At 42.4% G+C, this 17,020-nt stretch carries 10 protein-coding genes, 1 tRNA gene, 1 pseudogene and 1 CRISPR repeat array; of the genes and pseudogenes, 10 read left to right on the top strand and 2 right to left on the bottom strand.

All coding sequences use genetic code 11. The features are described 5' to 3' along the window. Window positions 1-3,357, bottom strand: a complete 3,357-nt coding sequence (locus tag CDG79_RS02645) for an efflux RND transporter permease subunit (protein ID WP_094340331.1) — start codon at window positions 3,355-3,357, stop codon at window positions 1-3. Window positions 3,358-3,867: 510 nt separating this feature from the next. Between CDG79_RS02645 and CDG79_RS02635 the strand changes: the two genes are divergently transcribed. Then, a complete protein-coding gene (locus CDG79_RS02635; protein WP_094340327.1) occupies window positions 3,868-5,064 on the top strand; it encodes a murein hydrolase activator EnvC family protein in 1,197 nt (398 codons plus the stop codon). A 66-nt stretch (window positions 5,065-5,130) separates the two neighbouring features. Further along, a tRNA-Arg gene (locus tag CDG79_RS02630) sits at window positions 5,131-5,203 on the top strand. A 314-nt stretch (window positions 5,204-5,517) separates the two neighbouring features. Continuing rightward, window positions 5,518-6,019: a CRISPR direct-repeat array (repeat unit 38 nt; unit sequence CTTTCAACCCGCCTCTAGCTGGGAGGGGTGTTGAAACC). A gap of 458 nt (window positions 6,020-6,477) precedes the next feature. Here the strand turns inward: CDG79_RS02630 and cas12k are convergent. Then, entirely contained in the window at window positions 6,478-8,388 is a 1,911-nt protein-coding gene (gene cas12k / locus CDG79_RS02625; protein WP_094340324.1) for a type V CRISPR-associated protein Cas12k, read from the bottom strand. 68 nt (window positions 8,389-8,456) lie between these two features. On the opposite strand from cas12k, the gene CDG79_RS02620 reads away from it, so the two are divergent. The 8 genes and pseudogenes from CDG79_RS02620 (at window position 8,457) to CDG79_RS02590 (ending at window position 16,741) form a co-directional block, all read left to right on the top strand. Continuing rightward, window positions 8,457-8,885, top strand: coding sequence for a MerR family transcriptional regulator (locus CDG79_RS02620; protein ID WP_094340322.1), 429 nt, complete (start codon window positions 8,457-8,459; stop codon window positions 8,883-8,885). A 25-nt stretch (window positions 8,886-8,910) separates the two neighbouring features. Continuing rightward, a pseudogene (gene hsdR / locus CDG79_RS02615) lies at window positions 8,911-11,402 on the top strand (EcoAI/FtnUII family type I restriction enzme subunit R). A gap of 9 nt (window positions 11,403-11,411) precedes the next feature. Then, window positions 11,412-11,858, top strand: a complete 447-nt coding sequence (locus CDG79_RS02610; RefSeq protein WP_143855398.1) for a hypothetical protein — start codon at window positions 11,412-11,414, stop codon at window positions 11,856-11,858. Further along, a complete protein-coding gene (locus tag CDG79_RS02605; RefSeq protein WP_094340317.1) occupies window positions 11,858-12,532 on the top strand; it encodes a hypothetical protein in 675 nt (224 codons plus the stop codon). Before CDG79_RS02610 ends, CDG79_RS02605 begins: the two co-directional genes overlap by 1 nt. 5 nt (window positions 12,533-12,537) lie before the next feature. Then, window positions 12,538-13,008: a type I restriction-modification system subunit M N-terminal domain-containing protein gene (locus CDG79_RS43345; protein WP_223277987.1), complete on the top strand. Its 471-nt coding sequence runs from the start codon at window positions 12,538-12,540 to the stop codon at window positions 13,006-13,008. Beyond that, complete coding sequence (locus CDG79_RS43340) at window positions 12,995-13,609, top strand: hypothetical protein (RefSeq protein ID WP_223277986.1); 615 nt, start codon at window positions 12,995-12,997, stop codon at window positions 13,607-13,609. Before CDG79_RS43345 ends, CDG79_RS43340 begins: the two co-directional genes overlap by 14 nt. Beyond that, window positions 13,606-14,796, top strand: coding sequence for a restriction endonuclease subunit S (locus tag CDG79_RS02595; protein ID WP_143855397.1), 1,191 nt, complete (start codon window positions 13,606-13,608; stop codon window positions 14,794-14,796). The genes CDG79_RS43340 and CDG79_RS02595 overlap by 4 nt, the downstream gene beginning before the upstream one ends. Window positions 14,797-14,881: 85 nt before the next feature. After that, a complete protein-coding gene (locus tag CDG79_RS02590) occupies window positions 14,882-16,741 on the top strand; it encodes an RNA-binding domain-containing protein (RefSeq protein WP_094340313.1) in 1,860 nt (619 codons plus the stop codon). The last annotated feature ends 279 nt before the right edge of the window (window positions 16,742-17,020 follow it).

The raw sequence follows: 17,020 nt of genomic DNA, 5'->3' as shown, positions 1-17,020 counted from the left end.
TTATGATTTGCCTTGGGATGATGACAAGGAGTATGCAGTGTGTGGATCGGAGAAATTTAAATCGTCATCATCCTCAATAGGACGAGGTTGTTGACGGCGGAATATGCTATACACCACAGGTACAAAAATCAGAGTAGCAACTGTTGCAGCGGACAAACCGCCAATGACAGCGCGACCCAAAGGTGCATTCTGCTCGCCACCTTCACCAAGACCGAGAGACATTGGCACCATACCGATGAGCATGGCTAAGGCAGTCATTAACACCGGACGCAACCGCGTATATCCCGCCGCTTGCGCTGCTTGATAGGCATTTTGTCCTTCTAGACGCTGTTCATTAGCAAAAGTAATCATCAGAATACTGTTTGATGTCGCCACACCTATACTCATAATTGCCCCCATTAAGGAAGGAACACTGAAGGTCGTGCCGGTGACAAATAGCATCCAAACGATACCAGCCAAGGCACTTGGCAGTGCCATCATGATAATTAGGGGATCGAGCCAAGATTGGAAATTTACCACCATTAAGCAGTAAACCAGCACGATTGCAAACACAAGTCCGAAACCTAGTCCCAGAAAGGAAGAGTTCATCGTTTCCACTTGCCCACGAATATTAATCTGACTACCGTGAGGCAATTTTTTCTGATAATCAGCGATAATTCGATTCACATCGCGGGCAACTCCACCCAAGTCACGACCGGAGGAGTTAGCGTAGATATCGAAAACCGGCTGAATATTGTAGTGATTAACAACTTGCATTACTCGGTCGCGTCTGACAGTAGCCAAATTACCCAAAAGTTGGGGTGCGGTTTGACCGTTGCCAACGGGCATATTCTTCAGGCTGTCAATAGAGTCAATTTTGTACTGGGGAACTTGGACAGCAAGGGTGTAACTCACGCCTTTTTTGGGATCGAGCCATTGGTTGATTGCGGCTTGACCGCTTGAACTTAAGGAAGTGAGGACGCTATTAGCAACATCACGCTGCGTCATTCCCAGTTGTTGAGCCTCGGTGCGGTCTACATCCAGGTGTAACTCTGGAGCATCGACAACTTGCTGCATGTGTACATCTACAGCCCCAGGAACGCGCGTCATTCGGGCTGCAATTTGTTGGGCTATTTCAAAATTGCCCTTTGAGTTTTTTAGAGGCCCAGATATTTGCACGTCAACAGCAGCAGGTAAACCAAAATTCAGAATTTGAGTAACAATATCAGCCGGCTCAAAAAAGAAGGTGTAGTTGGGAAATGTCGCTTTTAATTTCTGGCGGAGTTGCTTGACGTAAGCGAAAGTTGAACCAGATTCTTTTAGGGACACAAGAATATCAGCATCAGCCGGGCCAATTGTGGCTCCGTTGTAGCCATAAGTAAGGTTAATACCACTGTTGGGTAAGCCGATGTTATCCAGAATTATCGAGAGATTTTCTTTTGGTACTGTCTGGCGGATAACATTTTCGACTTGGCTGACAATTCTTTCTGTCTCTTCTAAACGAGTGCCAGGTAAGGCACGAACGTGAAGGCTGAACTGACCACCATCGACTTGAGGGAAAAAGTCTTGACCGACAAACGGTAGCAAAACTCCGGCACTGACTATAAAAGCGCCAAACAGCACAAAAACTATGCGGCGGTAATTTAATGCTGAGGTCAGGACATCGTAGTACCAACTGCGAAATTTCTCAAATACTCGGTTAAACTTCTCGTGTTGCTGCCATATCCAATCTTTCTTATTTGTGGTTGTGGCTGTAGTTTGGTGGTTTTCATGACCATTCCCATTATGGTCTAAGACTTCGGTGTGGCGATCGCTATGACCATTACCATTATGGTCTAAGACTTCGGTGTGGCGATCGCTATGACCATTACGATCCTCGCTTTCTCTGTGCAAGTGAGCTTCATAAGGTAGCAGATAGCTGGCCATTGTCGGGACTACAGTCCGAGATAGCACATAAGAAGCAAGCATACCAAATACTACCGCCATCGCTAGTGGCACAAATAGGTACTTTGCCACTCCACTGAGAAACACCACCGGCACAAAGACTATACAAATACATAATGTGGCGACGAATGCTGGTGTGGCGATTTGCTGCGCCCCATCTAAGATTGCTCGCTTGATTGCTTTACCTTGTCCGAGATTTCGGTGGATATTTTCAATTTCTACTGTGGCATCATCGACAAGAATACCAACAGCTAAGGACAAACCACCCAAAGTCATAATGTTGAAAGTTTGTCCCAAACGACTCATTGCAATAATCGAAACCAGCATCGACAGGGGAATCGATACGGCGACAATTACAGTGCTGCGCCAACTTCCCAGGAAAATTAAAATCATCAGCGCGGTGAGAACTGCTGCAATTAATCCTTCTTTGAGAACGCCTTGAATGGAAGCTTTCACAAATAGAGATTGATCGAACAAAAACGCTAAATTCAGTTCTGGGGGTAAGGTGGATTGGATGCGAGGCAAAGCTTTTTTCACCCGATCGACGATCTCAATTGTCGAGGCACTGCCACTCTTAAGGATACTAAGTAAACTCGATCGTCTCCCATTCTGACGGACAATGTTCGTCTGCACGCCAAAGCCATCTCTGACTTGCGCGACATCACGAATGTAAGTCACATTGCCATTAACTTGCTTAATTGGCAAGTCGTTGAGCGCTTCCACCACGTCTGGACTATTATTGATTTGCACGGCGAACTCACGAGTGCCTATCTTCATCCCGCCCGCCGGCAAAACCAGGTTTTGGGCACTGACAGCGTTAGTCACATCTTGGGCAGAAATACCTTTAGCCAACATCGCCTGGGGATCGATATCAACCATAATTTGCCGAGCTTTACCACCATAAGGCAAAGGTACACTCGCTCCTTGCACTGTTGCTAGTTGGGTGCGGACGAAGTTGGTAGCATAGTCGTTGAGGGCTTGTTCTGGCAAGCTTTTGCTACTGACACTCATCTGGATAATCGGCACGCTAGAAGCGTTGTATTGAATGATGAATGGCGGTGTAATACCGGGTGGCAAAGGGCGGAGAATTGTTTGGCTGACAGAGGTAATTTGAGCGACTGCTGAGGCTATATTGACGCTCGGTTGGAAAAAAACTTTGACGACGCTAACACCACTTAAGGATTGAGATTCAATGTGTTCTATGTCACTAACAGTTGTTGTCATGGCGCGTTCGCTAATGGTCACGATTCGCTCTGCCATTTCTTCAGATGTTGTGCCAGTATAAGTCCAAACTATACTGACAACCGGAATATTGATTGCGGGAAAAATGTCAACCGCCGTGCCAAATATTGTTATTACACCCAAGATCACAATCATCAAGGCAGCGATCGCGAATGTATAGGGAAGACGTAAAGCAATTTTTACGATCCACATGCAATTTCCTTTTAAATGGGTTTAGCGCTCTATCTACTGTTGCGAAAAAATAATTTAGAATCTTTATTTTTACAAGTAACTTTTCTCAAGATATTGTATATGACAATTCTCTGCCTCGCAAAAATCACCAGCTAAATTGAGCCTCTTCTTTTTGTGGAGTTTTAGGAGTATGCATAATCAAGGTAAACCAATAAGAGTACTCCAAGTAAAAAAATGCCCAATTGTCATTGCGAGCGAAGCGAAGCAATCCCAAAACCCGTCATTGCGAGCGAAGCGAAGCAATGACGGGTTTTGGATCATTTATTTTTTTGAACACTCTAAAGCGATATTCCCACCACAGCCAACCCCGGAAAAACCAAAGTTTATTCATCGTTATCTGCTCAATGCTGACATCGCTAGAATCTTTGTGTTACAACTTGGCAGATCAATTTGATACATGGAGTGAGTGAATCAGATTTTGGGAATAATCCTCATAGTGTTTGAAAGCATCGTTTTAGTTAGGCTGACGCTATGAGAGCGCTATCTCTTGGGAAAAAGCGGATTTTTGGCTGTTTATTTATTATATTTTGCTGGATTTTGTGGATATGTTCGGCATTAATTCCAGCCTACGCAACGTCTATCGGTTCTATTGATACTCTGCGACAACAGCAGCAACAAATGAACCAGCAACATCAGAGTGTGGTTAACGAGCGCGATCGTTTAACAAATCTTCAACAAGAGGCTCAAAAACACCTCACTGGTTTAAAGCAAAATCTGCAAACCACAGATAGCTATATTCAAGAGAGCGAATCTCGATTACAACTCGCTACCCAACGCCTCCAGCAGTTGGAAACTGATTTAGCTGTAGCACAACGTTCCTACGAGGAGCGGCAAATAGCAACAGTAGCACGATTGCGTTATCTCCAGCGATCGCCAGCATCTGTAGGATGGGCTGTTTTGCTCCAAAGTCAAAATATCAGCGACTTTATCAGTCGCCGTCATCAGTTGAAGTTAGTGTATCAGGCAGACCAGAAAATTTTGGTAAAACTCAACGCCCAAGCAATCCTGCTCAATAAACAAAAAACGGATGTAGAACAGCAAAAAAACGAAATTGCTTTAATTCGTGAGCAAATGCTGGCACAAAAAGCCGATTATCAAACTCAGGCGCAGTCACAATCAGAAATGATTCAACGCCTCAATAGCGATCGCCTCGCCTTGGAAGCAGCGCAAAATCAGCTAGAAAGAGATTCCAAAAATCTGGAAGTCTTGATTCAACAAAAGGTAGCAGAAGCTGAAGAGGCGCAAGCAAAAACTAACAGCCGGACAAGCATCATCATTCGGGGAACTGGTGTAATGGCATATCCTAGCGATGCTCCTACTAGCAGTCCCTTCGGCTGGCGGATACACCCAATCCTTGGCTATCGTCGCTTTCATGCCGGGTTGGATTTTGCCGCTAGCTATGGCAGTAAAATTCGAGCAGCCGATTCGGGCAGAGTAATTTTTGCTGGGTGGTATGGTGGTTATGGCAGAGCGGTAATTATCGACCACGGCAATGGCATGACTACACTCTACGGACATACCAGCGAGTTGTATGTTACCGAAGGACAAGCAGTTGAACGCGGACAAGCGATCGGTGCTGTCGGTTCCACAGGTTTCTCAACTGGCCCCCACCTCCACTTTGAAGTCCGTCGGAATGGTACACCCGTAGACCCAGCTAACTATCTGTGAACCCAAAAACCAAGTTTCTCTAGGCTGCAAATTTTATCACAGACATGCTATAATGTTTAAGACTAAGGGCGCGTAGCTCAGTGGATAGAGCAACAGATTCCGGTTCTGTGGGTCGGGGGTTCAAATCCCTCCGCGCTCGTGTTGTCGATTGCCAAATTATTTGTCCGCGTTGACAGATTATTGTCCGTCTTGCCAAATTATTGTCCGCGTTGACAAATTGTATATCATTACAACACCCTGCCATACCTAAAGTATGGCAGAACTCTTCTTTTATAGGGTAACTAATCGGTTTCAATATTAGAGCTAAAATCAAGCTCTTCAAACGAAGAATCTGTTGCTCTATCCTTTCAACCCACCTAAAAAGTGTTTGCTATGAACACTGGAAAAATTCCAAAACTCAATAAAGCTTTTAATGTACTAGGACATACCCATTGACAGCCAAAGTCGTAGCGACTTTCAACCCGCCTCTCGCTGGGAGGAGTGTTGAAACCAGTTGATCGAACCGGGATCGGATTCATTCATTGGCACTTTCAACCCGCCTCTCGCTGGGAGGGGTGTTGAAACCCAACCTCAGCATCAGAGAGTCCAGAAGTCTCTACTTTCAACCCGCCTCTAGCTGGGAGGGGTGTTGAAACTCAGCATTTGCAGCAATTTCAGCAGGTTCTTCAAATTCTTTCAACCCGCCTCTAGCTGGGAGGGGTGTTGAAACTCCGTTGGCATTCCCATCACACAAACTCACAACTTCATTCTTTCAACCCGCCTCTAGCTGGGAGGGGTGTTGAAACCTAGCCAATCGCACAGCCGCAAAAAGCTTTCCATATCTGGGGCTTTCAACCCGCCTCTAGCTGGGAGGGGTGTTGAAACCTGCGCTGTAGGGCGAAGCCCGTCCCACTTCATCTGCCATTCGGGAACGAGAACTTTCAACCCGCCTCTAGCTGGGAGGGGTGTTGAAACCCTGCGCTCCAAACCCTTGATTTGCCAACAGTTCTGAATGCATTTTTGGCAAGTCTCCCAAAATCGCCTGTCTGTTAACACTTAAAAAAGTAAATTAACTGACACCAGAAAAGCTACAAGCCTTAATCAATAAGCGATTTGAACTTTTGGCAGATCCCCAGGGAAATTGACCCCGCTTCGATTCGCCAAAAAATAATTAAGGTGGGTTCCTCCTTGCTCGGAGGTGATTCAGTAGCCACCACTGCGGTAAACCCGCACCTCTATTACTGGGGGCGCACCTAATTCCTATCCACAAGGAATAGCAGCATCAAGGTGGGCAGCTACCAGGGTCAGAAAGCAAGACTGTTTAACAGCAGTCAAACTAACCCAAATTTACACAGCACAGAGGCTTATAACAAGCATGAACTGCGGCGCTGTTGAATTTTCTTATTTTATTATCAAGGTTCGGTGTTTTGTCAATCAGTTTATTTTGCGGGAATGGTAAGCCGCGATCGCTAATTCTTTCGCTTTCTCTTGTGGACTACCTCGAATTGGCTGTTTTGACTCCTCTATAACAATTCCAGCTTTAACAGCTGACGAGTGAATATTTGCCATCAATCTGCCATAACTCCATTGATGAACGCTAACTCGGTACTGTTTGGCATACTGCTTTTGAACTTCTATTAAGTCTGATTTTTGTTCAGCTTTGGCTTGAACCTCACTTTGAACTTGCTCTCGCATATTGTCTAATTTGGGTAGAACAATACTTCCAGCAGAGTATGTTTGGGCGATCGCAATAATCTCTTTCGCTAGTAATCTGTCTATATATTCCCCTAACTCCGATTCTCCAAACTGATTTGGTGCAGCAAGCGTTTGAGCTATTTGGCGTTGGTGGGATAAGGAATGCTTTTGCTTTCGCTGTCGATTTACCAGTTTGTAATTATCACCCAGTAGTTGTTTGATGCTGCGATAGGTAATTACTTGACCTGTAGTGCCGTCTACTACCGCTAGCGTTGCAGGCTTTTCTAAGCCGAGGCTAACTCCAACAAGAATATGAGATTGTCCTTTATATAAAGTTTTAGTGGGGCGAGGAAAAGGGTTATTAATTCTGTCTAAGGTGGAGTTTTTCCGTTTTATGTGGGCTTGCTGTTTTTCATTGAGGTCGCCTTTGGCTTTTGTATTGGTGATAATTTTAGCGATTTCTTCAGCTTTCTCTTCCCTTACTTGATTGGTTCCTTCAGTCGTCCATAGGCGAGTATCCACAGAACAGTAGAGGGTTAAGTGGTTAGCCTTCCAAGGATCGCCTTTGCCTTCTTCTTCTTGCCAAGCAAGACGCCCACTACGGAGGGTGAACAGGCTGCTAGAGTGTTGGTTTTTACTATTTTTCTTAATTTGTTGATCTTCTAGGAAGCGTTGAAACCAGTGAAGTTGGCGAGAGTCACAATAGACTTGAAAACTATGCTCACTCAAACCGTTGAATTTTACACAGATGCGCCCAAACTGGTTTTTAAACCAAGTCATGTCTTCGTTGCTTTCGTAAGCTACCGGAAAAGGTACTTTGCTAAATTGCCTTAAAAGACTATCTTGCCAAGATTTTGCCTCGGCTTCATTGGTTGGAACGTTGTGAGTAGCAGTGAAAAGAGTTGCAAGCCATTTAGTAGCGGTTAAATCTCGACCTTTGGGAGTTCGTGTTTCTAGCTGTTCTCTGATGCGTTCAATCTGAATTTCAAGTTTACGGCGGCGCTGAACAAATTTTTTAGCGTCTTCTTCTTTATCGTTTATTTTGCAACCATTTTTGAGCAAATAGCTGATGGCGCAACGAGTCAAGTTATCTTCTGTCTTAGGATAGGACTCAAATAAGTTCTTTGATAAATTGCGATCGCTATCTGAATTTTGAGCTTTTTTGCGCTTTTTAGCTTTTTTTACATTTGTTGATGGAGTTTCAGCAGTATTGAGGGAAGCAAATTGAGCCAAAATTTCAGCAGCTTTAGTGCGAAGACTATCTAAGCTGACACCACTACTTTCTATCAATTCAACATCACTGTTGAGCATTTGCAACCAGCGATTTTTACCTTCTAGTTGGAACTGCGATCGCTTCATTAGCGCAAACCATGATTTATATATGTAGTTCACCAATGCGATCGCACTCGTGTAAAACCGTCCAGGCTGACCAATAAAGCGAGAGTCAGTTTTCAAAGGTTCGCAGAGTTCTTTGACAACACTAGTCGGGTGTTTGCCCTTTTGTCGCCAAGTTTCAAACTCTGGATGTTGATTTACCCGATGCAATAGTTCATTAATCAGTGGCGTATTTAGCTCTGCCATCAACTTCCATAGTTGGTGGCGTGATGACTCTGAGGCTACAAGACGACACTGAATAGTGATTTGGCTCATCGGTTTAAAACAATATTGTCTAATACTAACATGATTGTATTAAACAAGTCTTCTGTAAAATAAATTGTATGCAGGAGACATTTTTTACAAGCAAGGAAGCTGCTGAAATCACAGGCTGCACCCTTCGTCAGCTACAGTATTGGCGAGAGAGAGGGGTGATTGTTCCTGTCATTAGTGATACTGGGATAGGACGTAGTATTTATTACTCAAAGTCTAATTTGCTGGAACTGGCTGCAATGTCATATTGGCTATCTGTGGGGTTAAGTTTTGACATAGCCAGCACCACGTTGAAAAAGCTGAAAGACCAAGAGCCGGAGTTATTTACTTCAGGTAAAGGTAAGCGGTTTATGTTGTTGTCCCAAGCGCAGGAGCGATCGCTTGAGCTTGTGGAGTTTGACAGAAAAAAAGCGATCGCATCTTTAGATGCAGGTAAGCCTGTAATTCCGGTGTGGTTGGACGAGATTTATCAGAGGTTGGCGGTTAAATTGGACAAATAAACGATGAAGTCAAGAAAAATAAGAAATGAGCAATGAACCTAATACCTGCCGTAAGTATGTTGAACCAAAACTAAGAGATGCGGGGTGGGAACAGGAACCACACGATTATACTGAGCAGTATTACTTCACTGATGGCAAGATTCGTCCCAAAAACAAGCGTCAGCCCCGTGGTAAAAGTAAATTTGTAGATTATTTGCTGTTATACAACGGAGAATTTCCCTTAGCGGTAGTAGAGGCGAAAAGGAAGCGCAAAACTCCTGATGAGGGACTGGAACAGGCAATAGACTATGCCAATCTTCTAGGGGTGAAGTTTGCTTACTCGACTAACGGACAAGGAATTGTAGAGTTTGATTTCATCACGGGTAAGCAGTCTGATGTGATGGAATCGTTTCCTAGTCCTGATGAACTGTGGCGACGATTAACTGGGGAAGCGAAGGAGCAAATTAGAATAGACATAGCAGAAAAACTGTTAACTCCGTTTTATCCAATTCCAGATAAACCACTGCGCTACTAAGCTGTTGCGTATTTAATTTGTATATGCGATGCGGGCAAGATGCCCGCACTACAATAATTTTACGTTTTCGTACTATACAATTTAGATGCACATCAGCTTATCAACGAAATGCTATTAATGCTGCACTAGCGGCAATTTTCAAAGGTCAAAAGCGCCTACTGCTAACAATGGCAACAGGAACAGGTAAAACTACTGTTGCTTTCCAAATAGCTTGGAAACTGTCAAGTTTGGAGTGGAATACTTCTGGAGAATCTCGTTCTCCTAGAATTCTGTTTTTGGCAGATCGGAATATTTTGGTAGATGACCCGATGAATAAGGATTTCTCTGCCTTTAATCAGGAGAAAATTTACAAAATTCAGGGGGAAGCGAAAAAAGGACGTGACCTCTACTTTGCTATTTATCAAGCAATTGGTGATACACAATATAGCTTTGGACTTTACAGAGAATATAGTTCTGATTATTTTGACTTGATTATTGTTGATGAGTGTCACCGAGGTAGCGCCAGGGATGAAAGTAACTGGCGACAAATTCTAGAACATTTTGAACCTGCATATCAGTTAGGACTGACAGCAACACCGCTACGCGATGATAATGTTGATACCTATCGCTACTTTGGCAATCCCCTTTATACATATTCTCTCAAACAAGGGATTGATGATGGTTTCTTAGCTCCCTATCGAGTTTATCGAATTACTACCCGTTCCGATCGCGAAGGATGGCGACCTAACGCTGGAGAGATTGACCGCTATGGAAGAACAATTCCCAATGAAGTTTATCTCACTCCAGACTTTGAGCGGAAATTGGTGAGACAAGCCCGGACAAAGGCGATCGCACAACACATTACTGATTTTTTGAGAAGTGGCGATCGCTATGCCAAAACCATTGTCTTTTGCGTGGATGAGGAACACGTTAAGGCAATGATCAAGGAATTACGCAACCTCAACAGCGATATCACCAGAACAAATCCTGACTACATAACTCGCATTACCTCTGATGCTGGTGATGTGGGTAAAGGACATCTCTATAAATTTAAAGATGTCTTGGATGAAACTCACATTATTGCTGTTACTGCTAAGTTGCTAACAACAGGGGTAGATATTCCCACCTGTAAAAATGTTGTGCTTGCCCGTGTTATTCGTTCAATGACAGACTTTAAGCAGATTATTGGACGGGGAACCCGTGTACGAGAAGAACGGGGGAAGCGATCGTTTAATATACTCGATTACACCAATAGCACGGTATTGTTTGAAGATAGAGATTTTGACGGTGAACCCGCCCTTATTAATGAATCAGAGATAGATGATAATGGGCAAATACTCTCTGAACATGAAGAGGAATTAGAGTCAGAAGAGTTAGAAGAGGAAGCAGACGACTTGGAAGACGATGAAAGGTCTGGATTTCCGGGACTTCCAGATGATGATAACATCCCACCTCGGAAATATTACGCTGACGGGGGAAGCGAAGAGATTGTTGAAGAAAAAATTTATGATTTAAATCCAGATAATCAACTGCGCTTGTCTCGATTAATTGACTACACCAGAGAACAAGTTCGCATCCTGTATCGTTCCACTATAGAAATACAGCAACGCTGGGCAGATCCAGAACAGCGTTCAGAAATTATTGATTTGTTGGCGGATAGGGATATTGATTTTGATGAGTTAAAACAAGTTACTAAGCTTCCCGAAGCTGATCCTTTTGATTTATTATGTCATATTGCCTTTGATGCTCCGGTGCTGACTTGCAAGCAACGGGCTGAAAGGTTGCGTCGTCGCAAAGCTGATTTTTTTGAACAATATGGGGAAGATGCTAGGGCAATTTTAGAAATTATTTTGGACAAGTATGCACAGAAAGGAGTTGATGAGTTTAATATCCCAACCACATTTAAGGCTAACCGCGAGTTTGATAAATATGGCAATGTGGCTGAAATTGCTCAACGGTTTGGTGGAGTGGCACAGCTTAAGGGAGCAGTAAATCAGTTACAAAACTTACTTTATACTGCATAAATGATAGTTATGAACGCTAATGAATATCAGAACTTATATTCTGAAATCCAAGGAATAATTAATGACTATAAACTAGGTTGGATTATAGAACAAGTAAATAATTCTATTTATGAAGGCAAAATAGTTAGTATAGAAGATAGATTAGCTAAAAAAAATCGAGAAAAAACACCCAGGATTAAAAGAGAAGATTACACCGCTAAGGAAAAAGTATTGCTTTTATTAAATGCTTTCGAGACAGCAGTTGTAAACACTATAGAGCTAGAAAAAGAAGTAGGGAGATTCTTGACGGAAGAAATTAGTGATTCACAACTAGAGCCACAAATCAAATTTTATTCCGAAGAGGAACAAAATAGTCATCAATTTATTTTCTCATCGGAAACAATAAACTTACGTCAGCAAGAAGTTAGAGAAATACAAAATTTACTTAATGAGCTTCGCCAGGAGCTTGAAAAATAATGCCTATTAACTCATCTCTAATTCAAGGAATTAGAAGTAGAATAGGAAGCTTGGTTCAGCTAGGATTTGGTAAGTCAACTGATTTATCAGATTTATACGAAGCTTATATTTTTAGTATTTTGATTAGAGCAGCGCAAAACGAAGGAGCAAATATCAGGTTTCAAAACGCGCTTGAACAAGATGCTCAATATTTAATTTTTCGTCGTAGTCCAGGGCAAATTTATGTGGCAACGCAACCCTACACTCATGCTGTCATAGAATTTAATAGTAAACCCGTATTAGAAGCTCATGTAGGAATTAGAATTCAAGGGCGCTCACAAGTTTCTCATGAATGCGATTTATGTGTCTTATTACAAGAAGAGGCTAGAAGCTGTAGAAATATCTCCTATGAACCTAGACATACAAAAGTAATCATAGCAATTGAATGCAAGCATTATACATCAGATTTGCAATTACATTTAGGTAGAAGTTTCATTGGATTAGCTTCAGATTTAAATGTAAAAGAAGACATATATTTTATATCTAACAGAACATCAGATAATATTGAAAAATTGCTAAGTAATCATCGTAAGAAATGGGAACATAATATAATCCCTAGACAAGTAAATGAAATTAAACGATTAATGTACGCTTTTCAGCGAAATTTCAAAGATTTTAAAGCAAAGAATAATTAATAAGGATGCCCAAACGCACTACTAAACAAAACGATAAACCCGTCACTACAGCCCAAAAATTGGGAAGCGTGGTTAAGTCAGCGCGTGACATCATGCGGACGGATAAGGGATTAAATGGAGAATTAGATCGGCTTCCCCAGTTGACTTGGATTATGTTCTTGAAACTTTTGGATGATTCCGAGAAACTGCATGAGGTAGAAGCAGAATTAGAGGGAATATCCTATAAACCAACAATTCAACCGCCTTATCGCTGGCGAGATTGGGCTGCTAATGAAAATTTTACGGGCGATCGCCTGAAAAGTTTCATCAACAATGATGAGGCAATTTTACCAGATGGCACGAAAGGTTCAGGGTTACTCGCCTATTTGCGGAATCTCAAAAGCAAAACCGGACGCGATCGCGCTGATGTGATCGCCAAGGTGTTTAAAGATGTCACTAACCGCATGATTAGCTCCCACAAATTTGTTATTTTTTGACCGTTCTGGACAAACGGATGAGATTTGGTACTATGAGTTACCTTTGCCAGAAGGACGGAAAACTTATACCAAAACTAAGCCGATACAGGATGAAGATTTTGCTGTATGTGTGGCATGGTGGAAGAACCGAGAAGAGAATGGACAAGCTTATAAATATAACTTTAGGGAAGCTTATAATCAGGCGATAAAAGATGCAACGCCTCATTGGAATGCTGGTAAGAAAGCAGAGGAAACTGCTAATCAGCTTGCAAAGACAGTTAAGCAATTAACTGAGAAAATCCAATATTTACAAAATTCAATTTTGGACTTTTTGCCACCGAAAGAAGTTGCACAGATTAAAAATCAGATTCAGGTAGTTAAGAATGATGTGAAACAGACTCAAACTGAGGAGCAAAGTCAGCGCGAGATTGCTAAAGATGAAAATGCTAAAGGAGATGCTATTTACTGGGCAATTTATAATCTTGACCGCAAAAACCCGAATAATCAGAAGGATTTTGAGCATTTACCGCCTAAGCAGTTAGTGGCAGATATATTAGAGAAAGATAGGCGCATCGCTGAAATTATGGGGGAGATTCAGCAATTATTAGCGGGAGCAGAATGATGAGAAAAGATTTTTCATTAGTCCCGTTGCGTGATATTGCTTTACCTGTGGAACGTCCAGAGATACCTATTCTTGGCAAGAAATACCGTCAAATCGGTGTAAAGTTGTGGGGCGAAGGAGGCTATGAACGAGAATCAATAGATGGTAGCCAAACTCAATATAAAACATTATCACGCGTTGAAGCTGATGACATAATTGTGAACAAGATTTGGGCAAGAAATGGTAGCGTTTCAGTTGTTTCTTCCACTCTTGCTGGTTGCTATGCTTCAGGTGAGTTTCCTACTTTTGCGCCTATTAGAGAATATCTAGAACCTCGTTGGTTTTACTGGCTAACTAAAACAAAATATTTTTGGGAGCAGTGTGACGAAAAATCACGAGGTACTAGCGGTAAAAATCGTATTCGACCTGAGAGATTTTTAGAAATAAAAATTCCTCTACCACCGCTAGAGGAACAGCGACGGATTGTAGCACGGCTTGAGGAACTTGTGGGGAAGTTTGAGGAAGTGCGATCGCTACGTCAAAAAGCACTTGAGGAAAGCGAAGCCTTAACTAAAGCTGCAATGCGCCAGATTTTTAAGCCACATGAGAATTATCAAGAAGTATCTCTTGAAAGTGTGTGTGCTGCCATCATTGATAATTTGCACTCAAATCCTGTGTATTCTGATAACGGCGTTCCCTGTATTCGTTCATCAGATGTTGGCTGGGGTGCTTTGTACTTACATACTGCACGCTGTACCAGTGAAGAGGAGTATAAACGACGGACTGTGCGAGGCGAACCCATACCAAATGATATTGTTTTAGTTCGAGAAGGTGGCGGAACTGGTAAAGCTGCTATTGTTTTGGAAGGGCAAAGATTTAGCCTTGGTCAGCGTGTTATGATGCTTCGTCCAGATAAAAACAAGGTTAGACCCAAGTTTTTTCTTTATCAAATTTTGTCTCCTTCAGTCTACGAAGACCAAATTATCCCACGTTGCAAAGGTTCTGCATCACCTCATTTAAATATAGGAGCCTTACGTAAGTTTAATTTTTTTCTCCCACCCCTCCCTAAACAACATCGTATTGTCAACTACCTCGATGAACTACAAACCAAAGTAGACACAATTAAACGACAAAGAGAAAAGGCGATGAAAGAACTTGATGCGCTACTACCTTCCATCCTAGACAAAGCCTTCAAAGGTAAACTTTAAGAAAAAATAAAGGTGTAAACTTTGCCCATAGTTAGTAAATTTAACTAAGCCATAATTAATAAAGTTGACTAACAGAGGTCTGTGAATGGACTTAGAAACACTACTCCAACGCATCAACCTTGGAGAAGACCAAGAAATTGAGTTTAAGTCCGCAGATGGGGGATTACCCAATGATATATGGGAAACAGTATCCGCATTTGCGAATACAGACGGAGGCTACATTGTACTAGGTGTCAGCGAAGGCAAAGGTGGACTTGCCATTTCTGGAGTACGCAACCCAGATGGATTATTAAAAAACTTTTGGAATAATCATAACAACCCACAAAAACTCAATAAGCCAATATGTTCCAACTCTGAGGTACAAATTCTAAAGGTTGAAGCACACAATTTGGTAGTTATAAAAGTACCTAGAGCTACACGAACACAGCGTCCCGTGTACATAAATAACAACCCAATGACTGGCATATACAAGCGGAATTTTGAAGGAGATTACCGTTGCACCTTAGAAGAAGTGCAGCAGATGTTTCAAGATGCCAGTAACGAACCTCAAGACATAAAGATTTTAGAAGGGTTTAATCTCACCGATCTTGACCTAGAAACGCTTAAATCATTTCGTCAAAGGTTTAGTTCTAGGGAACCCGATCACCCTTGGTTAGCGTTAGACGAGAAAGATTTGCTAATTCAGTTAGGTGGCTGGCGTTGCGATCGCCTTACAGCCAAAGAAGGACTAACACTAGCAGGTTTACTGATGTTTGGCCGTGAACGAAGCATTTTAGACGCACTTCCTCACTACCAACTTGATTATCAGGAACAGCTTTCTAAAGATCCAGAAACCCGGTGGACTTATCGGTTAACGCTAGATGGCAAATGGGAGCCTAATCTTTTCAACTTCTACTATCGCGTTTACAGTCGTCTAGTCAACGATATAAACGTTCCATTTCAACTTGATAGGGATGCTGTGCGGCGAGGTGAAACTCACGTACACGAGGCACTTCGAGAAGCTCTAGTTAATTCCCTTATCCACGCAGATCATGTATCTACTCGCCCTTTAGTAGTTACCAAATTCACAAATAGTTTTTTATTTTATAATCCCGGTCGCCTAAGAATCTCTCTTCAACAACTTTATGATGGTGGTATTAGCGATCCTCGGAATCCCAACCTGCAAAAGATGTTTCAAATGCTTGGTTTAGGTGAGAAGGCAGGCTCAGGTTTTGGGAAAATTCTCCGCGCTTGGAAAGAGCAGCAATGGTTTTACCCTCTAGTATCAGAAGAATTAGATTTAGAAATGACATCAGTGACATTACCAATGGTGAGCCTAATTCCCGAAAATGTCGAGAAAGAATTAAGGGAGATTATAGGGGATGACTATTGTGAACTAACAGAGCTAGATTGCATTATCTTGGTACTAGCGCATCAATTTGGAGATATTTGTAACAGTGATATTCAGTGTTACAGACGCGAACATCCCAGAGACATAGGAGACTGCCTCAAGCGCTTGGTAAATAATGGTTGGTTAGAACGCTCTGGTCGCGGTCGTGGGACGTACTACGCTTTAGTCAACCAACAACAATCGGATTTACTTGCGTTGCTCCCAAGCTCCGAACATTACGAGCCAAGCTCCGAACATTACGAGCCAAGCTCCGAACATTACGGACTAAGCTCCGAACATTACAAGCGTTTAAAAGATATTGCCGTCCCTGTTCGTGAGAAAGGTCGCGTGGATCAAGAATTAGTCGAGCGTGTGATCTTAGAACTTTGCTCCGAACATTATCTAGCACTCCGAACATTAGCTGACTTACTCAACCGTAAACCGGACAGCATTAGAAACCACTATTTAAGCCTAATGTTAGACCGGGGATTAATAGAACTGCGATACCCCGAACAACTAAATCACCCTCAGCAGGCATACAAAACGGTATCTTCACCAAATACAAATTTACTGTAGTCAAACGCTTCTTGCCACTTCAGGGTGGTTTCATTGCTGAGACTACGGGTGTTTAAAAATGCTATAAGTTTATTAGTCGAGTAGGTACTTGGAAGAGAAATTCATGAAGCGATCGCAGGGACTATCACCGTAAACTGCTACTCAATTTTGTGACAAGGTAACTAGCATAACTAGCAGCATATAATCCCATAGGCTCCATTGATACCCACTAGTAGCGCTAATTTTCTTTCTCCATTGACCTAAGCCTAAGCCGGGGGCTTGTGCTGTATTGATTTTAGC

The sequence above is a fragment of the Nostoc sp. 'Peltigera membranacea cyanobiont' 232 genome (genome assembly GCF_002245985.1).
Taxonomy (GTDB): domain Bacteria; phylum Cyanobacteriota; class Cyanobacteriia; order Cyanobacteriales; family Nostocaceae; genus Nostoc.
The sequence above is the reverse complement of the archived record's forward strand: the minus strand, read 5'-3'. Positions and strand labels throughout refer to the sequence as shown.

Coding starts and splice junctions, on each gene's coding strand:
- CDG79_RS02590 (WP_094340313.1), top strand. CDS start 14,882: ATGGACTTAGAAACACTACTCCAACGCATCAACCTTGGAGAAGACCAA.
- CDG79_RS02645 (WP_094340331.1), bottom strand. CDS start 3,357: ATGTGGATCGTAAAAATTGCTTTACGTCTTCCCTATACATTCGCGATC.
- cas12k (WP_094340324.1), bottom strand. CDS start 8,388: ATGAGCCAAATCACTATTCAGTGTCGTCTTGTAGCCTCAGAGTCATCA.
- CDG79_RS02610 (WP_143855398.1), top strand. CDS start 11,412: ATGAACGCTAATGAATATCAGAACTTATATTCTGAAATCCAAGGAATA.
- CDG79_RS02595 (WP_143855397.1), top strand. CDS start 13,606: ATGATGAGAAAAGATTTTTCATTAGTCCCGTTGCGTGATATTGCTTTA.
- CDG79_RS02620 (WP_094340322.1), top strand. CDS start 8,457: ATGCAGGAGACATTTTTTACAAGCAAGGAAGCTGCTGAAATCACAGGC.
- CDG79_RS02605 (WP_094340317.1), top strand. CDS start 11,858: ATGCCTATTAACTCATCTCTAATTCAAGGAATTAGAAGTAGAATAGGA.
- CDG79_RS02635 (WP_094340327.1), top strand. CDS start 3,868: ATGAGAGCGCTATCTCTTGGGAAAAAGCGGATTTTTGGCTGTTTATTT.
- CDG79_RS43345 (WP_223277987.1), top strand. CDS start 12,538: ATGCCCAAACGCACTACTAAACAAAACGATAAACCCGTCACTACAGCC.